Source organism: Spartinivicinus ruber, from assembly GCF_011009015.1.
Lineage (GTDB): Bacteria > Pseudomonadota > Gammaproteobacteria > Pseudomonadales > Zooshikellaceae > Spartinivicinus > Spartinivicinus ruber.
The window spans coordinates 494,024-520,607 of the sequence record NZ_CP048878.1 but is presented as its reverse complement, the minus strand read 5'-3'; the positions used below and the strand labels follow the sequence as shown (position 1 = coordinate 520,607).

The window sequence follows — 26,584 nt, the reverse complement described above, 5'->3', positions numbered from 1 at the left end:
AGTGCAGGGAAGGTAAAAAGACTGTCACTAAAAATTCTTTTTACTGACAGCCTTTAGGGAGGACCAGATGTAAGACTTATTTTATCCAAACGGATTTTATATTAGTGAACTCTTTAATTCCTTCTGCAGCAAGCTCACGCCCATAACCAGAACGCTTAACTCCACCGAAAGGTAATCGAACATCACTTTTTACCAAACCATTGATAAATGCATTACCTACCTCAAGTGATAAAGCTATTTGTTCTGCTCGCTCGTTATCCTGACTCCAAATACTAGCGCCAAGACCAAATGGGCTATCATTGGCAACTGCTATTGCTTCTTGGTCATCAGCTACTTCAATAATACTAGCAACAGGCCCAAATATTTCTTCTTGGTAAGCTAATATACCCGGTTTAACACTACCCAAAATTGAAGCCTGATAGAAATTACCGTCCCCCTCTCCTCGTTCACAGCCTAATAAATTAACTGCACCTTGTTTTAACGAGTGAGTGACTTGTTGATGTAATTCAGAACGTAAATCATTACGTGCCATTGGGGCTAAAGTTGTTGCAGGGTCTAACGGATCGCCCAGAGTTAATTGACCAACAGCTTGTTTAAATTGTTCAACAAACTGTTCAGCAATGGATGACTGAACAATAAACCGCTTGGCAGAAATACAGGTTTGCCCTGCATTCATAAACCGAGATGTAACGGCTGTAGGAATAGCTAAATTTAAATCTACATCATCCAAAACTATAAATGCATCGGATCCACCCAACTCCATCACAGATTTTTTAATATTGTAGCCAGCCACTTTGGCTATTTGCCGTCCTGCTAACTCACTCCCCGTGAGTGCTACACCTTTAATCCGTTTATCTGCAATAATTTGCTCCACTTTATTGGAGCCTACCATTAAGGTACGAAAACACCCGTCCGGCAAATCAGCCTCTTTTACTAATTTTTCAATCGCCAAGGCACATTGTGGAACATTAGAAGCATGTTTTAACACTGCGGTATTACCCGCCATTAGCACAGGAACTAAAAATCGAAAAACCTGCCAAAAAGGAAAATTCCAAGGCATTACTGCCATAATAACGCCAAGTGGCTGATAAGTGATATAACTGCGGCTTGCATCTGTTGTCGCTTGCACTGGTGCTAACATTTGCTCAGCATTATCAGCATAATATTCACAAGCCAATGCACATTTATCAATTTCTGCCAATGCTTCTTTATAAAGCTTACCCATCTCGCAGGTAATTAATTTTGCAAGCGAGTCACGCTGTTTTTTTAAAAGACTGGCTAACCTTTTTACCGCATCGGCCCGCTTACTATAAGTAAACTGACGCCACAGGCCAAAGCCCCGATTAGCTTCAGTAATAGCTTGCTCCAAACTGTTATTATCAAACACTTCGAATTCGGCAAGCAGATCTTGGTTAAAAGGATTTACAGACTGGAGCTTCATACAGACTCCTCAAAGGCCTTATTTCTCACAAATAATTCGCCAAACAATACCGCTAAATGTTAACACACGCAAAACCCTTTTCAGGTCAATTGTGAACAGCCGCACCCAATTGTTTACTATTTAGACAACAATCATTTTTTTAAGTTAACCGTTACAACAATCATTTGAAGGGCTTAGATCAAATAGTTTCTATTTAGCTTTTTCCGTAATTAAAAAACTTGTTATTGCAATTTATTTCCCAGAGATATATTCCACTTTTATACGTCGAGTAATTCCCGTAAAAAGCTCATAGGGTATTGTATCTGCCCACACTGCCACCTCATGAGCTGGTAGCGCCTCTCCCCATAACACCACCAGGTCATTTAATTGAGCATTGGCTACTGGGCGCAAATCAACAGCCAGCATGTCCATAGACACCCGACCAATTAGCGGACAGCGAACACCATTGACTAATAAAGGAGTGCCCGACTTGGCATGACGGGGATAGCCATCACCATACCCAATAGCCACGACACCCACAAGCATTGTCTCTGGAGCTTGGTAAGTTGCACCGTAGCCAACAGTATCGCCTTTTTGTACGGTTTTTATAGCTATTAACGCTGACTGCAGTGTCATCGCAGCTTGCAAAGCTTTAGTAGACTTGGGCTGATTTTGCATAAATGGTGATGCACCATAAAGCATAATGCCTGGCCTTCCCCAGCCTAAATAGGTTTCTGGCCAGGCCAATATTGCTGCCGAATTAGCCACACTCATTGGCGGATTAAAAGGCTCAATCAACTTATTGAAGTGGGCTAATTGAACCCGAGTCATACTATTTCCAGGTTCGTCAGCACAGGCCATGTGAGTCATACACACCACCTGCTGCACATTAGGCGATTGAATTAATTGCTGATAAGCGGTTAAAAAGTTTTCTGCTGACAACCCCAAACGATGCATACCACTATCAAGCTTTAACCAAACTGATATTGGTTTGCTTAGAATTGTATTTAATAAGCATTGAAGCTGCCAAAGATTATGTATAACGCAAATAAACTGCTGCTCGGCAATTATAGCCAACTCATCTTTTTCAAAAAAACCTTCCAGTAGTAAAACTGGTCGGCTAATACCAACTTTACGTAGCTGCAGCGCCTCTTCAATACAAGCCACTGCATAGCCATCAGCAATATCTTGCAACGCCTCAGCTACGGCAGTTGCACCATGCCCATATGCATCGGCTTTAATAACAGCAAGTGCTGGTTGTTTGATCAATTGCTTCGCCAACTGATAATTATGGCGAATAGCAGTTAAATTAACGACCGCTTTGGTAGGACGACTCATGAAGTTTAATTACCACTATTACTACCTTACTTATTTACTGTAGCGACAGATAGCTAACCCTTCAGGATCAATTTCTGGGGTATTACCCATTATTTGATCGGCTAACAACTTGGCTGAGCCACAACACATAGTCCAGCCTAACGTACCATGTCCTGTATTTAAATATAAGTTATTCAATGGAGTTGGACCGACAACTGGGGTTCCGTCTGGTGTCATTGGTCGTAAACCGCTCCAAAACTCCCCTTCTGTCACATTGCCTGCCTTCGGAAATAAATCTGAGACAACATGGGCAAGGGTTTTGCGTCTTGATTCCTGCAAAGAAAGATCAAACCCTGCCAGTTCTGCTGTACCGCCAACTCTCAGCCGCTGATCAAACCGAGTCATGGCAACTTTATAAGTTTCGTCCATTACTGTAGAGCAAGGTGCCATCTCAGAATTTTCGATAGGTATTGTCAGCGAATAACCTTTTACTGGATAAATTGGTAATTTAATATCCAACCAGGTTAACAATGCAGGACTAAAAGCTCCCAAAGCGACGATATAGCAATCACCTTCAATAACACCATCTTCCAAGACCAGATTTTTAACCTCGGAAGTCGTTGCATTAATGCCAAGAATTTTTTTGTTAAATAAAAAGCTAACTCCAAGCTGCGTTGCCTGCTTCAATAATGCCTGGCTAAATAAATAACAATCGCCAGTTTCATCCTGAGGCAAACGTAAACCACCTACTATTTTATGTTGCTGATAACTTAAGGCAGGCTCAGCTTTAACACAGCCAGCAACGTCTAAACATTCATACGGAACCTGATATTGCTCAAGCACCTTAATGTCTTTTTCAATTGCACGCAGCTGCTTAGCGGTTCTAAATAACTGCAAGGTACCCAAAGAGCGCCCCTCGTAACAAAGATCTAACTCTTTCCTTAAAGTAATCAGACATTGTTTACTATAAGTCGCCAGTCGTACCATTCTGGCCTTATTGGTAGCATAATGCTGATTGTTGCAATTAGATAACATTTGCCATAGCCAACGCCAAAATAAAGAGTCTAATTTAGGGTGAATAACCAGTGGTGAATGGCTTTGTAACATCCACCTTACTGCTTTTAAGGGAATCCCTGGAGCCGCCCAAGGAGCCGCATAACCAGGGGAAATTTGTCCGGCGTTAGCAAAACTGGTTTCTAAAGCAGGTCCCGGCTGACGATCGACCACTGTAACCTGATGGCCCTGCTTTGCTAAATAATAAGCGGTTGATATTCCAATAACTCCACAACCTAAGACGACTACCTTCACTCTACCCCCTATTTGAGTTTGGTATTATTTGAAGTGCCCATAAGCTTGCAATAATAAAACAAACCCATTACAACCGAATACGCCAGACAACAAATGTGGTACTTTTTTAAAAAATAAATTACATTGAACTGTAACAGCATCGGCCAATTTAGATAGCAATGAGAAATAAACGAGAAACCAGCCGTCAGTTAGATCGAATCGATAGAAATATTCTGCGAATATTACAAGAAGATGGTCGAATATCCTATGTAGACTTAGCTGATAAAGTAGGACTAAGTACAACCCCCTGCCTCGAACGTGTTAAACGGCTGGAACGGGAAGGTTATATTGAAGGCTATGCTGCAAAGCTAAACCCTCAATTACTTCAAGCTGGCTTGTTAGTGTTTGTGGAAATTTGTTTATATTCAAAGTCTGCCGATATATTTGATGAATTTCGCCGTGCCGTAATAAAGCTTCCTCATGTTTTAGAATGCCATCTAGTGTCGGGTGATTTTGATTATTTGATTAAAGCCCGCATTTCGGAAATGGCATCTTATCGTGAGCTACTGGGAGATATTCTACTCAAATTGCCAGGAGTGAGAGAGTCAAAAAGCTATATTGTCATGGAAGAATTAAAAGAAACCTTAACAATCCCTATTCTTGAAGACCCAGCTTAATAAGCTAAAACTCATCAATAAAGGCTTTGAGTATAGGCAGGTGGGATTTTTTAATGCGCTTAAACTCAAAGCCAGCGCCAAAGTCACTGGAAAAATTTGAACCTTGGCACCACATACACTCCGCTTCGAAGTTTATTTGGGTTCCATTTTCCTGCCCATCAGGAAGCACAAAGGCTAATGCAAGTTGTTCATAAAGCTCAACTTTATCAGGCGAAAGCAGCATAAAACCTTTTATATTGATATCAAACACTTTCCCAAGAGCTTTCCCTGTTTGCTGGCTTACCACTTCCACACGACAATTTTTTAGTCGTTTCCTTGGCAAACTCCTCCGTTCGTCGTGTTGGCCATCTGTCATCAGCTACTCCATACAAGTCACTGCTACCTAGTTTATAGTAGCCATTAGAGAACACTACTAAGTGTAAGTGTTAATTTACTCGCCAGCCAAAAAAACAGCTTCCTGACTTACAGCTAAAACGAAAGCAAACCTGAACACAGGTATACTAAAGTTACATACAGGTTAAAAACCTAATGTGTTTAGCGGAAACGGAGGATCCCGTTATGTTTAAACGCATGACAACTGCTAGAGTGAACGATCTTCACTTTAAATACGATGAGCAAACGGGCTTAAAAGCCATTATTGCAATTCACAATACCCGGTTAGGCCCAGCTCTTGGTGGATGCCGGATTATTGAATACCAAAGTACTGACCAAGCAATTGATGACGCTATCCGTCTAGCTAAAGGGATGAGCTATAAAGCTGCTTTAGCTAACTTGCCACTTGGAGGTGGTAAAGCCGTCATTTTGAAACCAGCTAAAATTCATGATCGTACTTTGCTGTTCGAAGCCTTCGGTCGTTTTGTCAATGAATTGGGAGGACGCTATATCACTGCAATGGATGCAGGTACCACCACAGAAGATATGGATGCGGCTGCCACTCAAAGCCATTATGTTACTTGCACGTCTGCTACTGGTAATCCAGCACCGTTTACTGCATTAGGAGTTTTTACTGGGATAAAAGCCTGCTTAAAGCTCAAAGGGCACAGTGCAACTAACCTGCAAAGCGTTCATGTCGCCATTCAAGGGCTAGGTAACGTAGGTTATGAGCTTGCCAGGCTATTATATGAAACTGGCGCTAAGCTCACCGTGGCAGATATTGATAAATCCAAGCTAGCCCGTTGCGTTAATGAATTTAATGCCACTGCAGCACCGGCGGACGCTATTCATAAAGTCCACTGCGATATCTTCAGCCCTTGCGGCCTGGGTAGCATTCTCACCAAAACCACTATCGATGAATTAAACTGTCAGATAGTCGCAGGGTCAGCCAATAATCAACTGGCACTACCTCATTGTGGTGAAATTATTCATCAACGGAATATTTTGTATGCGCCTGATTACTTAATCAATGCAGGTGGTTTGATGTTTGTTGCACTACAACATAAAGGCGCTAAGCTGGACGCCATTAAAAAGAAAATAGAGGAGATTGGTATAACCCTTAATACTCTGCTCAAACGTTCTCTCAACCAAAATATGCCTAGTAGCGAAATAGCCGATCATATGGCTGAAGAAGTACTTTACAAATCCCAACAGTCTAACAAAGTAGTTTTCGGTGCCGGCCAATAACCCAAGGCCAGCCCCACGCCTGATTATCTCAATAGATCTGAGATAATCATCAGCTAAATGATAAATATAAAAAGGGGGATTACATGTCCCAAAACAGTGTTTCCCAGAAGAATGTATCTCAGGCGAAAGTCTCTATTGATTATGTGCAATACCTAAATGAGCACGCCAATTTAACTCAACCGCTGCCAGAATGGGCTGATAAGCCTGACAAGCTCATTAACTACTACCGAGAAATGGTGCAAGCCCGCCAAGCAGACCAAAAAGCCATTGCTCTCCAAAGAACCGGGCAGCTCGGTACATACCCTTCCATTCTTGGTCAAGAAGCTATTGCTGTTGTTATAGCTAGTGTTATGGCTAAAGATGATGTATTGGTCCCTTATTACCGAGATCATGCAGCTATGGTAATGCGGGGCATGAAACAAGCTGATGTGTATCGATACTGGGGAGGTGATGAGCGAGGAAGTGCCAACCCCGACAGCGAACAAGACTTTCCCTATTGTGTCCCCATTGCGACTCAAGTTCCCCAGGCAGCAGGTGTCGCTGCTGCGATTAAGATCCGTGGCCAACAACGTGCTGTGCTTTGTACCTGTGGTGATGGTGGTACTTCTAAAGGTGACTTTCTTGAAAGCATCAACCTTGCTGGCGTTTGGCAGCTCCCCTTGGTGTTTGTGGTTAATAACAACCAATGGGCTATATCCGTACCAAGAAGGCTCCAGTGTGGTGCATCCACCTTAGCCCATAAAGGTATTAGTGCCGGTATTCCTTCTTTACAAGTCGATGGTAATGATGTCATTGCCCTACACGAAGTTATTAGCCAGGCACTGCATCGAGCTCGAACAGGCAAAGGCGCTACCTTGATTGAAGCCATCAGTTATCGCCTAAGTGATCACACTACCGCTGATGATGCTACCCGTTATCGCAGTGCCGAAGAGCTTAAAGCTGGCTGGGCAAAAGAACCCATTAAACGACTTCAACAACATCTGCATCGCAATGGCTGGTGGGATGAGCAGAAAGAACAACGCCTTCAAGCCCAGGTAGCAGATAATGTGCAGCAAGCTGTAGACGAATATCTGAAAACCCCTCCCCCTCCAATCAGTGATTTATTCACCCATCACTATCAGCAAATGCCAGTCAGCTTGGTAGAGCAACAAATGGCAATGGAAGCCAAAATAACCCAGGGAGGTGGCCATGACGAATAAAATCACCTTAGTAGAAGCCGTTAACCAAGCTCTACATTACGCCATGTCCAATGATCCTGATGTGGTCGTACTGGGCGAAGATGTGGGAGCTAATGGCGGTGTTTTTCGAGCCACCCTAGGGCTTAAAGAAAAATTCGGTTTTAGGCGCGTAATGGACACCCCCTTAGCTGAAGCCTTAATTGCTGGTGTCAGTATTGGCATGGCAGCCCAGGGGTTAAAACCTGTTGCTGAAATTCAGTTTATGGGGTTTATCTTCCCCGCCCTTGAGCAGCTTATGTGTCATGCAGCCCGAATGCGCAACAGAACCCGTAGCCGATTAACCTGCCCAATGGTAGTGCGCGCTCCTTTTGGTGGAGGCATTCATGCACCAGAGCATCACTCTGAAAGCACTGAAGCATTATTTGCCCACATACCAGGGATTCGGGTAGTCATTCCCTCTTCACCAAAGCGGGCTTATGGGCTGTTGCTCGCAGCCATTCAAGACCCTGACCCGGTATTGTTTTTAGAACCCAAACGAATCTATCGAGCAACCAAGCAGTTAGTACCAGATGATGGACAAGCTTTGCCGCTAGATACCTGCTTCACTTTAAAAGAAGGTCATGATGTCACCTTGATTAGCTGGGGCGCTTCAGTCCAAGAAACACTGCAAGCTGCAAAGGACTTAGAGGAAAGTGGTATTTCTGCTGAAGTGATAGATTTAGCAAGCATCAAACCCATTGATTACAACACCATTCTTGCCTCAGTTCAGAAAACAGGTCGCTGCGTCATTGTTCATGAGGCCGCTCGAACAGGGGCTGTTAGCGCTGATATTGCAGCGGAAGTCAGCTACCACGCTGCTGTAGAATTGCAAGCCCCAGTTGAAAGAGTTACTGGCTATGATATCACCATGCCTTACTACCGCACGGAACAGTATTACCTACCTAATAAAAACGACGTCATTAATGCTGTGAATAAGACCATGGAGCAAGCATGAAATTTTTCAAACTACCCGATCTTGGTGAAGGTATTCCTGAAGCAGATATTGTGAAATGGCATGTCAAACCTGGCCAACAAATAAAAGAAGATCAAATATTAGTTTCCGTTGAAACTGCCAAAGCAATTGTTGAAGTTCCCTCTCCTCAGGATGGTGTTATTGCCAAGCTATTTGTAAATGAAGGCGACACTATTCACACTGGCGAACCATTAGTGGAGTTTGCCAATGAAGAAGACGAAGATACTGGCACGGTAGTTGGTGAAATCAAGCAAGCAGCGGAAGGTGAGCATGAAGAAGATGAATTCATCATCGGTGCCTCACCCAGTACCAGCCGTCAAGCTCAAATAAGGGCAACCCCTGCTGTTCGGGCATTAGCTAGACGCCTGAATATTGACCTCTCAACTGTTAAAGCAACCGGAGCCAACCAATTCATCACCACTGAAGACGTGGAGCGGGCAGCCCGTTTAAATTCAGTACTCGGTAGCCAGGCTGAGCCCTTAACTGGGGTCAGGAAACATATGGCTAAAAATATGACACTGGCTCACCAGGAAATTGTACCTGTCACCCTGTTCGATGACGCAGATATCAACCACTGGGCACCTAAAGAAGACATGACCATTCGTTTGGTCAAGGCCCTAGCCAAAGCTTGTACAGTAGAGCCTCATCTGAATGCCTGGTTTGATGGTGAGAGAATGGCTCGCCGGTTACACAAAAAAGTGGATATAGGCATTGCAGTTGATACCCCTCAGGGTTTATTTGTTCCCGTGTTACGAGACGTAGCAAACCGTGATGAAGCTGATTTGCGTAAAGGGTTAAACCACCTACGCAAAGATGTAGAAGCAAGAACTATCCCTCCATCTGAGCTACAAGGTGCTACACTTACTTTAAGTAATTTCGGCACCATTTCAGGCCGTTATGCTAGCCCAATTGTGGTGCCCCCCACTGTTTGCATATTAGGTACAGGACGTGTCAGAAAAGAGCCTGTCGCAATAAATAACGAGATAGCAATACATAAAATAATGCCTTTATCTCTGACTTTTGACCATCGAGCTGTAACAGGGGGAGAAGCGGCCCGATTTCTGCAGGCAATTACAACGGAACTGGAAAGTTAATTGCCTGGCAATATTCAATACTTTTCTTAACAACTTTGTAATTCGTGAGTCTAAGGGTTTGAAGGATTTGGGATTTTAGTTAATTACATGTCAGCGGGTGAATATAATGGATATTTTTAGCTCTATAAAAAGTCGTTATGAGTCTATTCAAGAAGAAGAATTAAGCCTACAAGAGTACCTGGAACATTGTAAAAAAGACAGCATGGTATATGCCAATGCAGCCGAACGCATGTTAGCCGCTATTGGCGAACCGGAATTAACAGATACCTCCCGCGACCCCAGGCTAAGTCGAATTTTCTCCAATAAACTTATCAAAAGATATCCTGCATTCGCTGAATTTTATGGCATGGAAGAATGCATTGAGCAAATAGTTGCTTATTTCAAACATGCCGCCCAAGGTTTAGAGGAAAAGAAACAAATTCTTTACTTATTAGGTCCAGTTGGCGGTGGTAAATCTTCGTTAGCTGAACGACTTAAAAGTTTGATGGAGCATATCCCTTTTTATGCCATTAAAGGTTCACCTGTTTTTGAATCCCCATTAGGTTTATTCAATCCTTTGGAAGACGGCAATATTCTCAAAGAAGAATATGGGATTCCAAAACGATACTTAAAAGGCGTTATGTCTCCTTGGGCAGTAAAACGTTTAAAAGAATATGGCGGGGATATTTCCAAATTTAGAGTTGTGCGTTTATATCCCTCTATTCTTAACCAAATTGCAATTTCCAAAACAGAGCCAGGTGATGAAAACAATCAGGATATTTCCAGCCTGGTAGGTAAAGTCGATATTAGGCAGCTTGAAGAATATGCTCAACATGACCCAGATGCATACAGTTTTTCGGGCGGCTTGTGCCGTGCGAACCAAGGCTTATTAGAATTTGTGGAAATGTTTAAAGCCCCAATAAAAGTGCTTCACCCATTGCTAACAGCTACCCAAGAAGGTAATTATAACAGCACTGAAGGAATGGGCGGTTTACCCTTTGAAGGTATTATTTTGGCTCACTCAAACGAATCAGAGTGGCAAAGCTTTAAAAATAATAAAACCAACGAAGCTTTTATTGACCGTGTATATATAGTCAAAGTACCTTACTGTGTACGCGTGACTGAAGAAGTTAAAATTTACGAAAAATTATTACAGAATAGTTCACTTTCCGACTCGCCATGCGCACCTGATACATTACGCATGTTAGCGCAGTTCTCTGTTTTATCTCGGATTAAAGAGCCAGAAAACTCCAATATTTTTTCTAAAATGAAAGTTTATGATGGTCAAAACCTGAAAGATACAGATCCCAATGCAAAATCATTGCAGGAATATCACGATTCAGCTGGAGTTGATGAAGGCATGGAAGGTTTGTCTACCCGGTTTGCATTTAAAATACTATCAAAAGTCTTTAACTTTGACCCCAGCGAAATTTCTGCAAACCCCGTTCATTTACTCTATGTATTAGAACAGCAAATTGAACAACAACAATATGTTCCTGAGGTTCAAGAACGTTATTTACGTTTTATCAAAGAATTTCTAGCACCGAAGTATATCGAGTTCCTCGGTAAAGAAATTCAAACGGCATATCTTGAGTCTTACTCTGAGTATGGCCAAAATATATTTGATCGCTACATCACTTATGCTGACTTCTGGATTCAAGACCAAGAATACCGAGATCCTGAAACAGGTGACATTCTTAACCGGCAAGCAATCAATGATGAGTTAGAAAAAATCGAAAAACCAGCAAATATTGCCAATCCAAAAGATTTCCGTAATGAAATTGTTAATTTTGTATTACGGGCACGGGCCAACAATAAAGGTAAAAACCCAAGCTGGCTTAGTTATGAAAAAATGCGCGCTGTTATTGAGAAAAAAATGTTCTCAAATACAGAAGACTTACTACCAGTAATTTCTTTTAATGCTAAAGCTTCTAACGAAGATCAGCGGAAACACAATGAATTCGTAAAACGCATGATAGAAAGGGGTTATACCGAAAAACAAGTCAGACTACTTTCAGAATGGTATATTAGAGTACGCAAGTCACAATAATTGGTTGAGTTAACCGGCAGGTAAGTCCATGAGTCATATTATAGATAGACGCCTCAACGGTAAAAACAAAAGCACGGTTAACCGCCAGCGTTTTCTGCACCGTTATAAAAAACACATTAAGCGGGCAGTAGCCGATGCAGTTAACAAGCGAAGTATTACCGACGTAGAAAGCGGGAGCCAAATTACCATACCAGATAAGGATCTATCTGAGCCTATATTTCACCATGGAAGAGGTGGGCAAAACACTATTGTCCACCCAGGCAATAAAGAATTTGTTAAAGGTGATAAAATCCGTCGCCCTGAAGCTGGGGGCGGTTCTGGTAGTGGATCAGGACGTGCCAGTAATCAAGGCGAAGGTATGGATGATTTTACCTTTCAAATAAACCATGACGAATTTCTGGAATACATGTTTGAGGATTTAGAGTTACCTCACCTAGTAAAAAAACAGTTGAAAGAGTCAACTGCCTATAAATTTAGGCTGGCAGGTTTTACCAGCAAAGGTACTCCTGAAAAACTCAATATCATTCGTTCATTACGTAGTGCTCATGCCCGTCGCATTGCTTTGTCAGGCTCTGACCGTAAAGAAATTCGCGAATTAAAACGTGAATTGCGGGAAATGGAAGTTAACCCAGGTGCTTATGATGAAATTCGTGCCAAAGAAATAAAAGACCGCATTCGTGAATTAAATATCAAACTCAGACGCTTACCTTTTATTGATGAATTTGACTTAAAATACAATAACTATGTAAAAACTCCTGTTCCTAGCACCAAAGCGGTAATGTTTTGTGTAATGGATGTTTCTGGCTCTATGACACAAGAAATTAAAGACATTGCTAAACGATTTTTTATTTTGCTCTACTTGTTTCTAAAACGAACTTACAAGGAAATTGATGTCGTTTTTATTCGACATCACACATCAGCTAAAGAAGTAGATGAAAACGACTTTTTCTATTCTCGCGAAACAGGTGGCACCATTGTTTCCAGTGCATTAGAACTCAGTCGCGATGTCATTAAAGAGCGTTATCCTGTTCAGGATTGGAATATTTATATCGCCCAAGCGTCTGATGGCGATAACTGGGAAGGTGATTCTACTATTTGTAGTGATATTTTGGTTAATCACATCATGCCATTAGTGCAATATTTTGCTTATGTGGAAATCACTGATCGGCACCACCAAAACTTATGGCGAGAATACGATAAAATCACCGAAGAGTTTCCAAATACTTTTGCCATGCAACAAATCAAGTCGGTTAATGATATATATCCAGTCTTCCGACAATTATTCGAAAGGAAGGAAGCATGAAAAAGAAGCAACCTATTTCAACAGGCTCTGAATGGACTTTCAAATTAGTTGAAAAGTATGACCAAGAAATAAGCCGGGTTGCCGAATTTTATCAGCTTGATACTTACCCAAACCAAATTGAAGTCATCAGCTCTGAACAAATGATGGATGCCTACGCTTCAACAGGTATGCCATTAATGTATAGCCACTGGTCTTTCGGCAAACAATTTTTAAATACCCAGCAAAATTACCGTCGCGGTTATATGGGGCTGGCTTACGAGATTGTTATTAATTCTTGTCCTTGTATTGCCTATTTAATGGAAGAAAATACCATGACCATGCAGGCACTGGTTATTGCCCATGCCAGTTATGGTCATAATTCATTTTTTAAAGGAAATTATCTTTTCCGCACCTGGACTGACGCCACATCAATTGTGGACTATTTATTGTTTGCTAAAAATTATATTAATAAGTGCGAAGAACGATACGGTATTGATGCTGTAGAAGATATTGTAGACTCTTGTCATGCCTTAATGAATTATGGTGTTAACCGCTATAAACGCCCTGCACCACTCTCAACTGAAGAAGAAAAGGCACGTCAACAAGAACGAGAAGAGTATCGCCAACGTCAGCTTAATGAACTTTGGAATACAATTCCCAAACAAGAAAACAAAGGAAAAAACAAAAAAGAAAAACGCTTTCCGGATGATCCAGAAGAGAATATTCTCTATTTCTTTGAAAAAAATGCACCTTTACTAGAAACCTGGCAACGGGAAGTTATCAGAATTATCCGTAAAGTTGCTCAATATTTTTATCCACAGCGTCAAACCCAGGTAATGAATGAAGGCTGGGCTTGTTTTTGGCACTACACTATTTTGCATCATTTGCATGAGGAAGGCCTGGTAACTGATGGCTTTATCATGGAAATGTTGCACTCGCACTCTAATGTGGTTTTTCAACCCAGTTTTGATGACCCCCGCTATTCTGGCATCAACCCTTATACCTTAGGCTTTAATATGATGACTGACATTCGTCGTATTTGCGAAAACCCTACCGAAGAAGATAAGCGTTGGTTCCCGGATATTGCAGGCTCAAACTGGTTAGAAACCCTGCATTTTGCAATGAAAAACTTTAAAGATGAAAGCTTCATTCTGCAGTTTTTATCACCAAAAGTTATTCGGGACTTAAAGTTGTTTTCCATTAGAGATGATGAAAACCTGCCTTACCTGGAAGTTGAAGCCATTCATAATGACGAAGGCTATCGCATTGTTCGAGAAGCATTAGCAGCACAATACAACCTGGGTAACCGGGAGCCGAATATTCAAGTTTACAATGTTGACGTTAGAGGTGATCGTTCGCTGACCTTACGCCATTATCAACATCAACATCGTCCACTCGGTAAAACAACACCAGAAATGCTAAAACACATACATAATCTCTGGGGCTTTGATGTACACTTAGAGTCTATCAGGGATAAAAAAGTACATAGCAGTTATCACTGCCCACCAAAAGAGGTAGAAGAAGAAAAATCAATGATTGAGTTAACCTGAGTCTTACACTAATCGAGTTTCACACTTAAGGGCTGATTTGGCCTTTAAGTGTTCTCAAGCTGCAGTAACACCTCTTTTAATACTCACTCCTGCTTTTTTGTGAAATACCTCTAAATAAATCTCAAATATTCTTCAAGAAAATGCTTTTTTAACAGCAAGAAAAATGGCAAATTTGGCCACACCTGAATTACATCAACACTGATTACTTAACAGACTCATTTCACAGTGTCTAATTGAACCTGACTACAAAACACTCAAAATTCCCTTTAAATTAGTGCTGAGTATTTTCATTTATTACTTTGTCCAATAAATAATGTTGCACTTATTTTTAAAACGCTGTATCACAATCATTAAAATTATTGAACAAGCATTTTTATCTCAAGCTTAGTAAGAAGGTAACACCATGAAAAATACATCCATCTCAGCTGTAATAATGGGGTTGATGATGCTCATTTTAACTGGCTGCCAAGCTTCGGCTAATAAATCAGCAGGAGCACAAGAAAATACAGGGCAAACAGGAATTGTTGAAATTTGGGAATTTGAACGGTCTCACATTTTAAAATGGACACTGTGGAGTTATGACAGCGAAGTGGATCTGTCCGTAATTTCTGATCAAGATGAAGGTTTAATTCAGCAAGCCTTTGCCAACTTTAGCGAGGGAGAATACCGCCAATGGAATAATCAAAACTTAGGCACCTTTGGTTTTTCTGCAGGTAGCACCTATACCAATAGTGATGGAGAAGCTTGTCGCAATTACTCTATTTCAGTTGAAATTGAAAATAATGGTTTTAAATCCCGCGAATCTCGACCTGCTATTGCATGCCTGCAAAATAATAAATGGGAATTTAAACGATCTATTCTCTAAAACTAGTAAGGCTATAAATATTCTTTGAGTTCACGACTCAAAGAATATTTAATTTTGCCCCTCTGGTGGTAAATGCCCTACTTTTACATAAATCATTGCACCTGCTTCCTTTGTATAAGGCATATGCCTACTATAAGGTGGATTGCGTAACCAAGTACCTGCAGGGTATTCACCATCCTCATCATATAGCACACCATCAAGCACTAAAATTTCTTCGCCACCAGGATGAATATGCAACTTAAACTGGGTATTTGGCGCCCACTTCACCAGAGCTATATTTTCTCCTTGAAACTCATGTAAAGGTATTACTTTTAAACCTGAAACTAAGCCCTGTTGCCATAGTTGTCTATGGGTATTGATAGAGACAGGAGTGGTATCAGCCTGATTAAACTGGTGAAGCTTGACAAAAATCAGCGCTCCCTTTTCACCTACCTGTGGCGAATGAGAAGTACCAATTGGGTTTCGGATATAACTCCCCACTGGATATTCTCCATGCTCATCAGCAAAGACTCCTTCAACCACCAAAAACTCTTCACCACCTGCATGCATATGTTCCGTAAATTGGCTATTAGGCTCATAACGCACCAACGAAGTTGCTCTACCTATCTCTTCTCCAATTCGATCAAGCATCATTCTAGTAACACCTTTTACAGGTGAGCTAACCCACTGGTAATCCTCTGGTTTAATAACTACCCGCTTATAAAAATTTGCGTTTACTTTTGAATATTGCCTTTGCTTAGAATCATCAGACATAACATATCCTTGGCATAAACAAGAAGAACTTTTCCACCATATTATCTATCAATAGATAGATAATATGGTTTAAATACCCTCCATGTCAATGAACCAGAGATGATGTTTAAGTACTTAAGAGTGCCTTGCTTTTACTCTGCCGATCACCCACAAATACCGAGAAAAGCAGCCCCTCTACATTAACCAATCAATAACATTTAAATCACAAAATATCACTATTGATGGCTTAATGTCTGATAGTTTTGAAATAAAAAGAAAAATATTCTAAGAAATTTTTATATAGGTATAGACCGAAATGAATTTAGGGGGTATTATCGACTGAGCAAAAAAAAGCCCTAGCGTATTAGGAGGGATGCTAGGGCGTGAAAGTGTACCAATTAGGAGTCAAGCGAGTAACTTAACTGCGTGTAAGTGTACCAGCTGAAGAAAAATACAAAATTCGTAGATGTACCCACACCATTGTGGAAACTACCTACAAGCGAGTAATAACAAACATACAAACTCTCTCTTTTCTTAGAAAGCCAGTGTTGTAATACAACACTGGCTTTTTCTTTCCTGCTACTAAAAACCCATAGCCAATGTAGTTTTGCCACCTATTACAGGTGTATAATTTTCGGCTTTCAATAGGCCTATATTAAATAATTGCAAATGCCATGAGTAAAACCAGAGTATTAACAGGGATTACCACTACAGGAACCCCTCATTTAGGAAACTATGTAGGAGCCATCCGCCCTGCAATTGAAGCCAGCAAACAAGATGACGTACAGTCTTACTACTTCCTGGCCGACTATCACGCTATTGTAAAAGCCCGTGATCCTGAAAGAATTCATCAGTCTACTAAAGAAATTGCAGCAACCTGGTTAGCTCTTGGCCTAAATACTGACAAAGCCTGCTTTTATCGCCAATCAGACATCCCTGAAATAATGGAGCTTAACTGGATAATCTCCTGCTTAACAGCAAAAGGCTTGATGAACCGTGCCCACGCTTACAAAGCAGCTGTTCAGCAAAATGAAGAAGAAGGCTCTAGCGATCCCGATAAAGGTATCACCATGGGGCTATTTGGCTACCCGGTATTGATGGCTGCTGACATTTTGGTACTCAACGCACAAAAAGTACCAGTAGGTAGAGACCAAGTTCAACACCTGGAAATGACCAGAGATATCGCAGGCCGTATGAACCATCATTATAAAGTTGGTTTTAATCTGCCTGAAGCAGTAGTTGATATAGACTCAGCAGTGTTAAGCGGATTAGATGGGCGTAAAATGAGTAAAAGCTACGACAACACTATCCCCTTATTCGTACCAGAGAAAAAACTACGTAAGCTGATTATGAAAATCAAAACCAATTCTCTGGAGCCAGGTGAACCGAAAGACCCTCACACTTGTACGCTATTTGAAATTTTCAGCGCATTTGCTAATGAAGATGAGATTCAAGCTAAACGAGCCAGATATGAAGCTGGCGCTGCATGGGGTGAGTTAAAACAAGAGTTATTTGAATACCTGAACAACCATCTTAAAGAGCCTAGAGCAAGATATGAAGAGCTGCTAAGCAATCCTGACCATATAGAAAAAATTCTTCTACAAGGAGCAGAAAAAGCACGTTCAGAAACCACACCTCTTTTAGATAAAATTCGTCACTCAATTGGTATACGACCAATTAATTCCTAGGAAGGCTTAGCCTGGAACTCAACACTCCAGGCTAACTAAAATCTACACAAGTGTAGACTATTTCACCATTTCTAGTACTAAATCTGCCTTATCTTCATTACCTTTCGTTAAGACACTATATCGCTTAGTATTAATAAACCAGAGCTTACCATTCACTGTGATATTTGCTTGCACAGCATAATCATGAGTGGGTTTAATTTCTTTAGGCTGATATTTTAAATTAAATTGAATAGGTACTTGCTTACCACTATAAGTTTGTTCATTAATGACTATAGCAGGAGCATCCTGTAACGAAACATCCACGAGCTGCACATTGACTACAGCCTCTTTAGGTAAAGCAATCCGCTGTAAATAGGAAACAGAACCAGTTACAATATTAGTGCCTTTATCAACCTCCTGTTCTGCAGCAGTCACATTAATAATTGGTAATAGAACTGTCAGCAAACACACTAAATGTTGCCTCATAAACGCCTCACATCATTTGGATAATCATTGCTCAGGAGTTAGACATCAAGCTTTTGTGATAGTTGAGCATCGTAAGCTAAAAAGCATTCATTTTAACTATAGGGGCAGCCGTCGAGCGATGAAGCCCTATGAGTTTATGTTTTTATAAATGATTAGGGTGAATATTCATTTATTGATGAGAACCATTAAGACTTAAGAGGAGTACTCAATAACTAACTTCAATTTTTGTTGACGAGTCAGCTGCTTTATATTTTTTTCGCGTTTAGATGCACTTGACCGATTATGCCCATCCTCACTATAAACGAGATTAACAGGCGTACGGCCTTTCAAATATTTGGCGCCTGTTCCTGCATTATGCTGACTGATTCTTCGTTCCAAATTATTGGTAATACCTGTATATAAAGTATTATCAGCACACTCCACTATATAAACTAACCAGTCTGTCGTTGTTTTTGTCATTAGCCTATTAAATGTTCTAGTCAAACCCTAAAAATCATTCGTGAAGAGCATAACCATAAAAAAAACGGCTATATACTACACCATGTAAAGTAAGTATATAACCGTTTAAATAATAAGATAATACTGTTACCAGTATATCTTGTTTAGAAGTAACAAGCCTTATTAGTCAATAATCAAGTTATTATTATTTAGCAGATTGCTTAGAATAATGCCTGTATCTTCTGTCCCGTAATGGGCTTGATCAGATAAATCAACTCCATTTAAGACAATTTTTTGAGTCACTGGGCCATTTGCCATTGGGCTTACATCAATTGTTGTTGAGCCATTTGCAAACTCAAAATCCAAATATTCATCTAAGGGGTTATTTTCCTCATCGACAAGCAGGTCTTTTAAGTTTAGTGCGTCGCCCTCAGCGATATTGAATTGATCAATGGTTTCTTCTGCTGGGTTCGCTGCAGTCCCTTGACTCGGCCCAAAATCATAAATATCAGTTTGTGATATAGGGTTATTTGGGTCAATTACATCCACTGAAAAGTCAACCTGGTTGCTGGTTAGTCCTTCCTGGTCCACGCCTACCACTGACACCGATATAACTGGATTGGCATTGGCATCTAGTACGACATTCGGTTTCAAGCGTAACTCATTGCCAACAATTTCAACTAAATCTTTGTCATCTCCAGAAATTTCATAATGATCAAAATTTTGTTCTGGATCAGTCGCAGATAGAGTGCCAATAAAAATACCATTAGAAGTGTCTGCACAGTCTTCTAATACTGTGAGACTACTATCTAAATCAATTGTAGGCGCCTCATTTTCATCGGTAATACAAATAGTAACGTCTTGGGTAGTGGTATTTCCTGCTTCATCCGTGACAGAAACACGCAACACATCCATATTAGGGTTGCTTTCAAAATCCAATAAGCCACTCGCATTGGTTGCAGCACCCAGAGCGGTTAACATAATCACACCAGTAACGGCATCAATCGTAAAATAACCGTCTTGACTGGTTTGAGTGCCATTTTCAAACCTATACGTCAGTCTGCCAGTGCCACCTGCTCCTTCAACATTACCAACTACAGTACTCGAGAGACTGTTTTCAGCTAAATAAAATTTATCGCAGTTAATGACAGGGGGTTGCGGCTCATCAACATCGGTAATACAGATGATGACGTCTTGAGTTGTCGTATTTCCTGCTTCATCCATAACAGAAACACGCAGTGTATCCATATTAGGATTGCTTTCGAAATCTAACAGGCCATTACTATTTGTAGCAGCTCCAAGCGCAGTTAATGTGACAACCCCTGTAGTTGCATCAATACTAAAATAACCATCCTGACTGGTTTGAGAACCATTTTCAAATTTATATTTCAGCTTGCCTGTACCACCCGTTCCTTCAACATTACCAACTACAGTATCCGATAGACTGTTTTCGGCTAAATAAAATTTATCGCAGTTAATGACAGGGGGTTGCGGCTCATCAACATCGGTAATACAAATGGTAACGTCTGCAACAGTAGTATTACCTGCGCTATCCATGACAGAAACACGCAACGTATCCATATTAGGATTGCTTTCGAAATCTAATAAACCATTGGCATTTGTAGCTGCACCAATTGCAGTTAATGTAATAACACCAGTGACGGCATCAATAGTGAAATAACCATCACTACTGGTTTGAGTGCCATTCTCAAAGTTAAATTTAACAGGACTTGAGTCTTTTACTTCAACTTTGCCTACCACTGTACCCGCAGCACTATTTTCTTCTAGGTAAAACTTATCATCAATAATTATTGGGCATTTAGTATCAACAACATCAACACTAAAGTCGACTTGATTACTGGTTAAACCTCCTTCATCTACACCAACAATCGAAATACTGATTGTACCTACTTCTAAGGTAACTCCAGGCTTGAGCTGAATCATATTGCCTGAAATTTCAACGAGATCTTTATCCTTACCAGTAATAACGTAGTGATCGAAATTATTATCAGGATCAACGGCTTTTAAAGTACCAATCTTGATTGGATTAGAAGTATCAACACAGTCTTCTAAAACTGTTAAATCACTATCCAGGTCAATTGTAGGTGGCTCATTAACATTAGTAATACAAATATTAACGGCTTCACTTGTTGAGTTACCTGCACTATCTGTTACTTGTACCCAAACAGTCGCCATATTTGGATCGCTTTCAAAATCAAGCAGTCCATTTTGATTAGTTTCCGAACCAAGTAGAGTTAAATATATTACGCCAGTATCTGGATCTATTTCAAAATAACCATCCTGGCTAACTAACGAGCCATTTTCAAAACTGAATTTAATTCCATTACCTGTTGGATCTGTAGCCTTTACCCTGCCAACCTCAGTACTTGACTGACTATTTTCAGGTAAATAAAACTTATTAGTTGTTATATCGGGCGTTTCTGGATCTGTTGGATCTGTTGGATCTGTTGGATCTGTTGGATCTGTTGGATCTGTTGGATCTGTTGGATCTGTTGGATCTGTTGGATCTGTTGGATCTGTTGGATCTGTTGGATCTGTTGGATCTTCTGGTGTTTCCTCTTCACCTGTATTATTTTCATCATCATCGTCATCCACAAAGCCAACCACGGGGATACCAGCAAAAGGCGCTGTATTAAAATCTGTTTCAGCAATGGTTGAATGACCATCTCTATCAATAACAGGAAAGCCTGGCGAGCCTTCATTTTCTTCAATCGCTGCTGGTGCAGGTGTTTTTGGGCCCGCTGCAGTTGGAGGTAATAATTTAGTGGGGTCAGCACCTAAATCGATAGCAGCAATTATCGCTTTAGCATCTACGACTGATTCTGGCACATAATGTGGTTCAGCTGTATATACCGACTCATCAAGTAAAACTCTATCCCCTGGACCTAGGGTGACGTAGCCATTACTTTCAAAAAACTCTATGTGAACTGTGCCAGAAATTACCTGAATTTTATCATTTCTAAAAATATTATCGTCAGTGTGTAAAATTCTCTGGCTTCCATTTTCAGAAGTTGCGATTGCTTTTCCTGAAATTCCCTTTACTTCACCAATAATAACTGTCGAATCGTTCAGATTATTTTGTGAATTGTTTAACCCCTGTTGGTCCTTCATAATAAATTATTAACCTCCATCAACTGAATTGTGTTGTCTGGGGGCTAATATTTAATTAAGGGGTAGAAAGCAACAATCGTACAAAAGTACAAATTAATTATTGCTGAGAATTAAATCTCACTGCCTTAAGCATAAAGCGAGTTGTAGTCGATCTTTTACTTCGAGTTTTTTAAAAATGTTGGAAAGATGGGCTTTTATTGTTCGTTCCGATACACCCATTTTATTGGAGATTTCTTTATTATTAAGTCCTTCCACTACTTGTAATGCAACTTCCTGTTCTCTTGGCGACAGTTTGTGTAATAGTTCCGAATTTGCATTTTTTCTATTCGGTTGCTGAGCCAGACTTTTTACCATAGCTTCCATAAAAGGTTTACCGCACCACACTTGTCCTTGTGATACAACAGCAATTAATAATGGGATTTGCTTTGCAGCCATAAACGCATTACACACACCCACTACACCAGCCTGAAAATAAGTGTACGCCCGCTTGGTGTCGTACTCATCCTCAAGCACCACCACTTTGGTTTGAGGTTGTTGCTTTATCAGTTCGGGAATCATGGACAGCGGATCAGCTAGATCACGTTCGTGCAGGAGATAAATACTTTCATGTATAGTACGCAAGTTGCTTAAAGCATCTTGCAATGAAGAGGTAGTTATTAATTTATAATTGGCATCAGCAAGGGCTCTTTGCCAATGTAGGCAAACATGCTCTGATGGACTGTATAAAAGTAAAGTCAGCATACTGCTCAAATAATTCTTATCACTACTACCTAAACTTCAGTAAAATTTTACCTAAACTTCAGTGCTTGGTACCTAGAAATTTTAAACAACTTGATACCTAAAAAACTAACACTGGCATTTAAGTTTAAACAACTAGTGCCAAATAAATTATTTATTATTAAACAAGTCCCAAATAGTAAAACACTTACTTCTAATTATTACAACAAAATTAAGCTAAATAGCTTTGGCTTATTAACGCTCTCCGTTCCAAATTTAATTATATTTAACTTACTCATATTCAGTAGTCCTACTCAACTATCAAATTTGGCAATAGCATTGTGCTAACAATAACGCTTAGTCTATTAAACTGATCACCTTAAATAAGCCTAGCAAGTTTGTAAAACAAGAGTAGATAAAATAAGCTTACCTGACCAGGTTCACTATTCTTTTGCTATCAGCGCTCAGTCAATGCATTCTGTTTTGCTCTTAAGATAGGTTTCAATAAATAATCAAGCACTGTTTTCTTACCAGTGATGATATCCACACCCGCCAGCATGCCTGGAATGATAGGCAAAGGTTTGTCCTTACTACCAAGATTGCTCTCTTCAGTTCTTATTCTAACCAAGTAGTAACTTTCATCTTCTTCATCTTGAATAGTATCAGCACTAATATGCTCCACAATACCATCTAAGCCACCGTAAATGGCAAAATCATAGGCAGTGAACTTGACCACTGCTTTTAAGCCAAGACGAATAAAGGCAATATCTTTTGGCCTTATTTTGGCCTCAACCAATAGCGTATCTTCCAGTGGCACAATTTCTATTAAATTCATGCCTGGCTGTACTACACCACCAATGGTGGTGATATTAATTTTCTTAACAATCCCCGCCACTGGAGAACGAACTGAAGTCCTTTGCACCTGATCTTCAATTGATGACCGAGATTCAACCAACTGAGCTATTTTCACCTCCGCTTCTTTCAGTTCTGATACAGCCTTTTCTTTAAACTCCAAACGTACTTCTTGTTCTTGTTGCTGCGTTTCTTTATAGGAAGACTCTAGTTTTGGTATTGCCAGGCCGGTCGTTTCCAGCTCGCCCTCTAAATCATTAAGCCGCTGCTCCAGTTGAATCATTTCCACTTCAGATACAACACCTTGCCTCGCTAGTGGCTTGGTCATTTCATATTCGCGCTTCAATAATCGCCTACTGCGTTCTAAACGCCTTTTCTGTGCTTGAGTGCTTTTTAAATCCTGCTGAACCTGCTCCACCTGTTCTTTCACAATGGATAATTCAGACTCCTTTGATTGCTGGCGACTCTTAAAGATTTCTCGCTCGCGCTTTTTGTACTCAGGGAATTTATCTAGCTCTTTTGGAAAAACTAACGGGGTGTCATTAATTTCAGATTTTAATCGTGCGATGGATGCCAGCAGACTAAAGTACTCAACCTCACTTTCCCGAAAGCTGGAAGCAAAGCGAGTATCATCCAACTGCATTAACGATTGGCCTTTTTTCACCATGTCACCTTCTGCAACATAAAGCTCCTTCAGTATTCCACCTTCTAAGTTTTGTACGACCTGCAAATGAGTAGAAGGAATAACTTTACCCTCGCCACGGGTCACTTCGTCTACATCAGCCCAGGCCGCCCAAATCAATAAGACAATGACAACCGATAGCACAGCAAAAAGTAGAACACGACTCCCTTTGGGTGTTTTTAGCATCATTGCCGCACTGGTGTCTGACATATAGTCCAGATCGTAAGAGGGCATGTTATCCGCGACTTTGGCTTTAAACGCCACTTCTTTGATACGCTCTTTAGAACCCTTTAATCTTGCTTTAGAGCGTGCCGCTAAAGCCTGAGGGCTCTGCTTTTTCAAGGCTGATTTATTCATGCTTCAATTTTCAATTTGCCTTCCCGCAGTGCAGCGTGAACCAATTCTTTAGGTCCATCTGCCACAACCTTACCTTGATCAACGACTATCAGCCGATCAACTAATTCAAGTAATGATGCTTTATGGGTAACTAATACTAGTGTTTTATGTCCAAGCTGAGTCATCAGTTTTTGCTTCATTAGCATTTCACTGGTGTTATCCATGGAACTACTAGGCTCATCCAATAATAAAATGGGGGGATCAAGTAAAATGGCTCTTGCCAGTGCAATGCTTTGGCGTTGCCCTCCAGAGAGGTTACTGCCCCGCTCACCCACCATTAAGTCCAGCCCATCAGGGTGTTTATTGGCAAAGTCAGCCACACCAGAAATCTGAGCGGCTTTGATAATAGCAGCATCATCAACAAAATGAGCCCCAAGTGAGATATTGTCTTTAACAGAACCATAAAACAAAATGATGTCTTGTGGCACACAGCCAATGTTATGGCGCAAGTCAGAAGGGTTAACCTGTCGTAGATCAATACCATCCATTCTTACAGCGCCTTCATTGGGCTGGTATAGTCCTAAAATAAGTTTTTCAATAGTGGTTTTACCCGAGCCAATTCGGCCAATAATGGCTACTTTTTCACCAGCATTAATTTTAAAGCTTACATTAGTCAGTGCTCTCACTTGCTGATTAGGGTAATTAAAACTTACATGATCAAACTCAATATTACCTTCAAACTTTGGCCGGTTTACAAAGCGCTTGTCAGCAGGGTTCTCACCAGGCAACTTCATCACCTCGTTCAATCCCATAAAGGCAGACTTGGCTTGGTTATAACGGGTGGATAGTGAGGCTACCTGGGCCATTGGCGCCAAACAACGACCCGCTAGCATTACCGTGGCAATCAGCCCCCCCATACTGGCCTCGCCTTCGGCAATTAAATAAACGCCGAATGCCACAATACCCACCGTAGACATCTGCTGTACATAGGTAGCCACAGCACCCGCAGAAGCAGAAAGTAATTTTGTTTTCACTCCCCATTTAGCTATGTTACCTACAGCTTGCTCCCATTTATATTGCACCTCACTTTCGGCACGAGCTATTTTTAGTGCTTCAAGACCCGTTAAACTTTCTATGAGTGTCGCATTTTTTTGGGCTGAGGTTCTTAAGGTTTGTTCTATAGAATTTCTGAGTGGTGCTTGGATAAGATAACCATAAACACCGATGATAATGATACCTATAATTGGAATCCAAACTAGCGGACCAGCGATAATTGAAATAATAAGTAAAATAATAACCACAAAAGGCAGATCAACAACGGCGGTAATACTGGTCGATGTAATAAAATCCCGAATACTTTCGAATTCTTGCAGGTTTTTCGCAAAAGATCCCACAGAGGTTGGGTTTGCCGACATTTTTATCCCTAAAACCTGGGAAAATATTTTAGCCGACAGCAAGATGTCTGACTTTTTGCCTGCCAAATCAATAAAATAACTGCGCAGCATTTTTAGCAAAAAATCAAAGCTAAAGACTATAATCGCCCCTACTGCCAGCACCCATAAGGTATCAAACGCCTGATTAGGCACGACCCGATCATATACATTCATCACAAATAATGGTGATGCCACCACAAAAATATTAATTAGTAGAGAGGCAAGTAAAACATCCCGATAAATTTTCCACGAGCCTTTCAAAGTACTCCAAAACCAATGACCTTTTTCTTCTTGTAAATGGGCAGCAGTGCGCTTGTCATAACGAAACTGCTCTTTAATAAAAAAGGCATAACCACTGTAGCGCTGCTCCAATATTTTGGTCGATACTTTTTTTTCCGCATCCCCTGCTTCTGGGATAATAACTCTGGCAGCACCCGCCTTATGATTGACATCAACCAACACGACTACTGTTTGATCTTCTAACAACAATACGGCAGGTGTCACCAATGAACTAATAGCTTTAAAAGGGCGCTTGATCAGTCGGGCCGACAAGCCTGCTCGCTCGGCTGCACGCACGAATAACGCAGGGGTGAGATATCCCCCCTCCAGAGGTAAGCCTGCACGTAACGAATCTTCAGAATGGGCTCTGCCAAAAATTTTTGTGAGAATTACCAGGCTGGCTAATAGAGGGTCAAAAAAAGTTGAATCATCCGTTGCCACTTGCCAGTTTGCTTTTTTCTTTACCGGTTGAGCTTGAACCATGAATTACATATACCCT

At 40.8% G+C, this 26,584-nt stretch carries 21 protein-coding genes; 10 read left to right on the top strand and 11 right to left on the bottom strand.

The genetic code is table 11. The features are described from left to right. Nucleotides 1-76: 76 nt before the first annotated feature. The 3 genes from G4Y78_RS02385 to G4Y78_RS02375 all read right to left on the bottom strand — a co-directional run bounded on the left by G4Y78_RS02385 (nt 77) and on the right by G4Y78_RS02375 (nt 4,045). Entirely contained in the window at nt 77-1,441 is a 1,365-nt protein-coding gene (locus G4Y78_RS02385) for an NAD-dependent succinate-semialdehyde dehydrogenase (RefSeq protein ID WP_163831300.1), read from the bottom strand. A 231-nt stretch (nt 1,442-1,672) separates the two neighbouring features. Further along, on the bottom strand, nt 1,673-2,758 hold the full coding sequence (gene alr / locus G4Y78_RS02380; RefSeq protein WP_163831298.1) for an alanine racemase: 1,086 nt from the start codon (nt 2,756-2,758) through the stop codon (nt 1,673-1,675). A gap of 30 nt (nt 2,759-2,788) precedes the next feature. Continuing rightward, nucleotides 2,789-4,045: a D-amino acid dehydrogenase gene (locus G4Y78_RS02375; RefSeq protein ID WP_163831297.1), complete on the bottom strand. Its 1,257-nt coding sequence runs from the start codon at nt 4,043-4,045 to the stop codon at nt 2,789-2,791. A gap of 158 nt (nt 4,046-4,203) precedes the next feature. Between G4Y78_RS02375 and lrp the strand changes: the two genes are divergently transcribed. Beyond that, complete coding sequence (gene lrp, locus G4Y78_RS02370; RefSeq protein ID WP_163831295.1) at nt 4,204-4,701, top strand: leucine-responsive transcriptional regulator Lrp; 498 nt, start codon at nt 4,204-4,206, stop codon at nt 4,699-4,701. Nucleotides 4,702-4,705: 4 nt separating this feature from the next. Here the strand turns inward: lrp and G4Y78_RS02365 are convergent, their stop codons facing one another. Further along, complete coding sequence (locus G4Y78_RS02365) at nt 4,706-5,056, bottom strand: PilZ domain-containing protein (protein WP_163831293.1); 351 nt, start codon at nt 5,054-5,056, stop codon at nt 4,706-4,708. A 203-nt stretch (nt 5,057-5,259) separates the two neighbouring features. On the opposite strand from G4Y78_RS02365, the gene G4Y78_RS02360 reads away from it, so the two are divergent. The 8 genes from G4Y78_RS02360 (at nt 5,260) to G4Y78_RS02325 (ending at nt 15,331) form a co-directional block, all read left to right on the top strand. Further along, a complete protein-coding gene (locus tag G4Y78_RS02360) occupies nt 5,260-6,321 on the top strand; it encodes a Leu/Phe/Val dehydrogenase (protein ID WP_163831290.1) in 1,062 nt (353 codons plus the stop codon). A gap of 83 nt (nt 6,322-6,404) precedes the next feature. Further along, nucleotides 6,405-7,520 carry a pyruvate dehydrogenase (acetyl-transferring) E1 component subunit alpha gene (pdhA, locus tag G4Y78_RS02355; RefSeq protein WP_163831288.1) on the top strand — a complete coding sequence of 372 codons (1,116 nt, stop codon included), beginning with the start codon at nt 6,405-6,407 and terminating at the stop codon, nt 7,518-7,520. Beyond that, nucleotides 7,510-8,493, top strand: a complete 984-nt coding sequence (locus tag G4Y78_RS02350; protein WP_163831286.1) for an alpha-ketoacid dehydrogenase subunit beta — start codon at nt 7,510-7,512, stop codon at nt 8,491-8,493. Before pdhA ends, G4Y78_RS02350 begins: the two co-directional genes overlap by 11 nt. After that, nucleotides 8,490-9,605, top strand: a complete 1,116-nt coding sequence (locus G4Y78_RS02345) for a dihydrolipoamide acetyltransferase family protein (protein WP_163831284.1) — start codon at nt 8,490-8,492, stop codon at nt 9,603-9,605. Before G4Y78_RS02350 ends, G4Y78_RS02345 begins: the two co-directional genes overlap by 4 nt. Nucleotides 9,606-9,711: 106 nt before the next feature. Beyond that, entirely contained in the window at nt 9,712-11,634 is a 1,923-nt protein-coding gene (locus G4Y78_RS02340; protein ID WP_163831282.1) for a PrkA family serine protein kinase, read from the top strand. 28 nt (nt 11,635-11,662) lie between these two features. Next, entirely contained in the window at nt 11,663-12,937 is a 1,275-nt protein-coding gene (locus G4Y78_RS02335) for a YeaH/YhbH family protein (RefSeq protein ID WP_163831280.1), read from the top strand. Then, the gene (locus G4Y78_RS02330; protein ID WP_163831278.1) at nt 12,934-14,466 is read left to right on the top strand and encodes a SpoVR family protein; all 1,533 of its coding nucleotides are present in this window, start codon (nt 12,934-12,936) and stop codon (nt 14,464-14,466) included. Before G4Y78_RS02335 ends, G4Y78_RS02330 begins: the two co-directional genes overlap by 4 nt. Nucleotides 14,467-14,869: 403 nt before the next feature. Continuing rightward, nucleotides 14,870-15,331, top strand: coding sequence for a hypothetical protein (locus G4Y78_RS02325; RefSeq protein ID WP_163831276.1), 462 nt, complete (start codon nt 14,870-14,872; stop codon nt 15,329-15,331). A 48-nt stretch (nt 15,332-15,379) separates the two neighbouring features. Here G4Y78_RS02325 and G4Y78_RS02320 read toward each other — a convergent pair whose 3' ends face one another. Then, nucleotides 15,380-16,084, bottom strand: coding sequence for a cupin domain-containing protein (locus tag G4Y78_RS02320; RefSeq protein ID WP_163831274.1), 705 nt, complete (start codon nt 16,082-16,084; stop codon nt 15,380-15,382). Between the two features lie 653 nt (nt 16,085-16,737). On the opposite strand from G4Y78_RS02320, the gene G4Y78_RS02315 reads away from it, so the two are divergent. Continuing rightward, a complete protein-coding gene (locus G4Y78_RS02315; protein ID WP_163831272.1) occupies nt 16,738-17,751 on the top strand; it encodes a tryptophan--tRNA ligase in 1,014 nt (337 codons plus the stop codon). Nucleotides 17,752-17,808: 57 nt separating this feature from the next. Here the strand turns inward: G4Y78_RS02315 and G4Y78_RS02310 are convergent, their stop codons facing one another. From G4Y78_RS02310 to G4Y78_RS02285, 6 genes are all read right to left on the bottom strand, one after another. After that, on the bottom strand, nt 17,809-18,216 hold the full coding sequence (locus G4Y78_RS02310; protein ID WP_163831270.1) for a YbaY family lipoprotein: 408 nt from the start codon (nt 18,214-18,216) through the stop codon (nt 17,809-17,811). 192 nt (nt 18,217-18,408) lie between these two features. Further along, the gene (locus tag G4Y78_RS02305) at nt 18,409-18,675 is read right to left on the bottom strand and encodes a GIY-YIG nuclease family protein (protein ID WP_163831268.1); all 267 of its coding nucleotides are present in this window, start codon (nt 18,673-18,675) and stop codon (nt 18,409-18,411) included. Between the two features lie 162 nt (nt 18,676-18,837). Then, complete coding sequence (locus G4Y78_RS02300) at nt 18,838-21,786, bottom strand: retention module-containing protein (protein WP_163831266.1); 2,949 nt, start codon at nt 21,784-21,786, stop codon at nt 18,838-18,840. Nucleotides 21,787-21,903: 117 nt separating this feature from the next. Beyond that, nucleotides 21,904-22,527 (bottom strand): response regulator transcription factor, encoded by a 624-nt coding sequence (locus G4Y78_RS02295; protein ID WP_163831264.1) that lies wholly within the window; start codon nt 22,525-22,527, stop codon nt 21,904-21,906. A 433-nt stretch (nt 22,528-22,960) separates the two neighbouring features. Continuing rightward, nucleotides 22,961-24,394, bottom strand: coding sequence for an HlyD family type I secretion periplasmic adaptor subunit (locus G4Y78_RS02290; RefSeq protein WP_230425680.1), 1,434 nt, complete (start codon nt 24,392-24,394; stop codon nt 22,961-22,963). After that, a complete protein-coding gene (locus G4Y78_RS02285; protein WP_163831262.1) occupies nt 24,391-26,568 on the bottom strand; it encodes a type I secretion system permease/ATPase in 2,178 nt (725 codons plus the stop codon). The genes G4Y78_RS02290 and G4Y78_RS02285 overlap by 4 nt, the downstream gene beginning before the upstream one ends. Nucleotides 26,569-26,584: the final 16 nt, after the last annotated feature.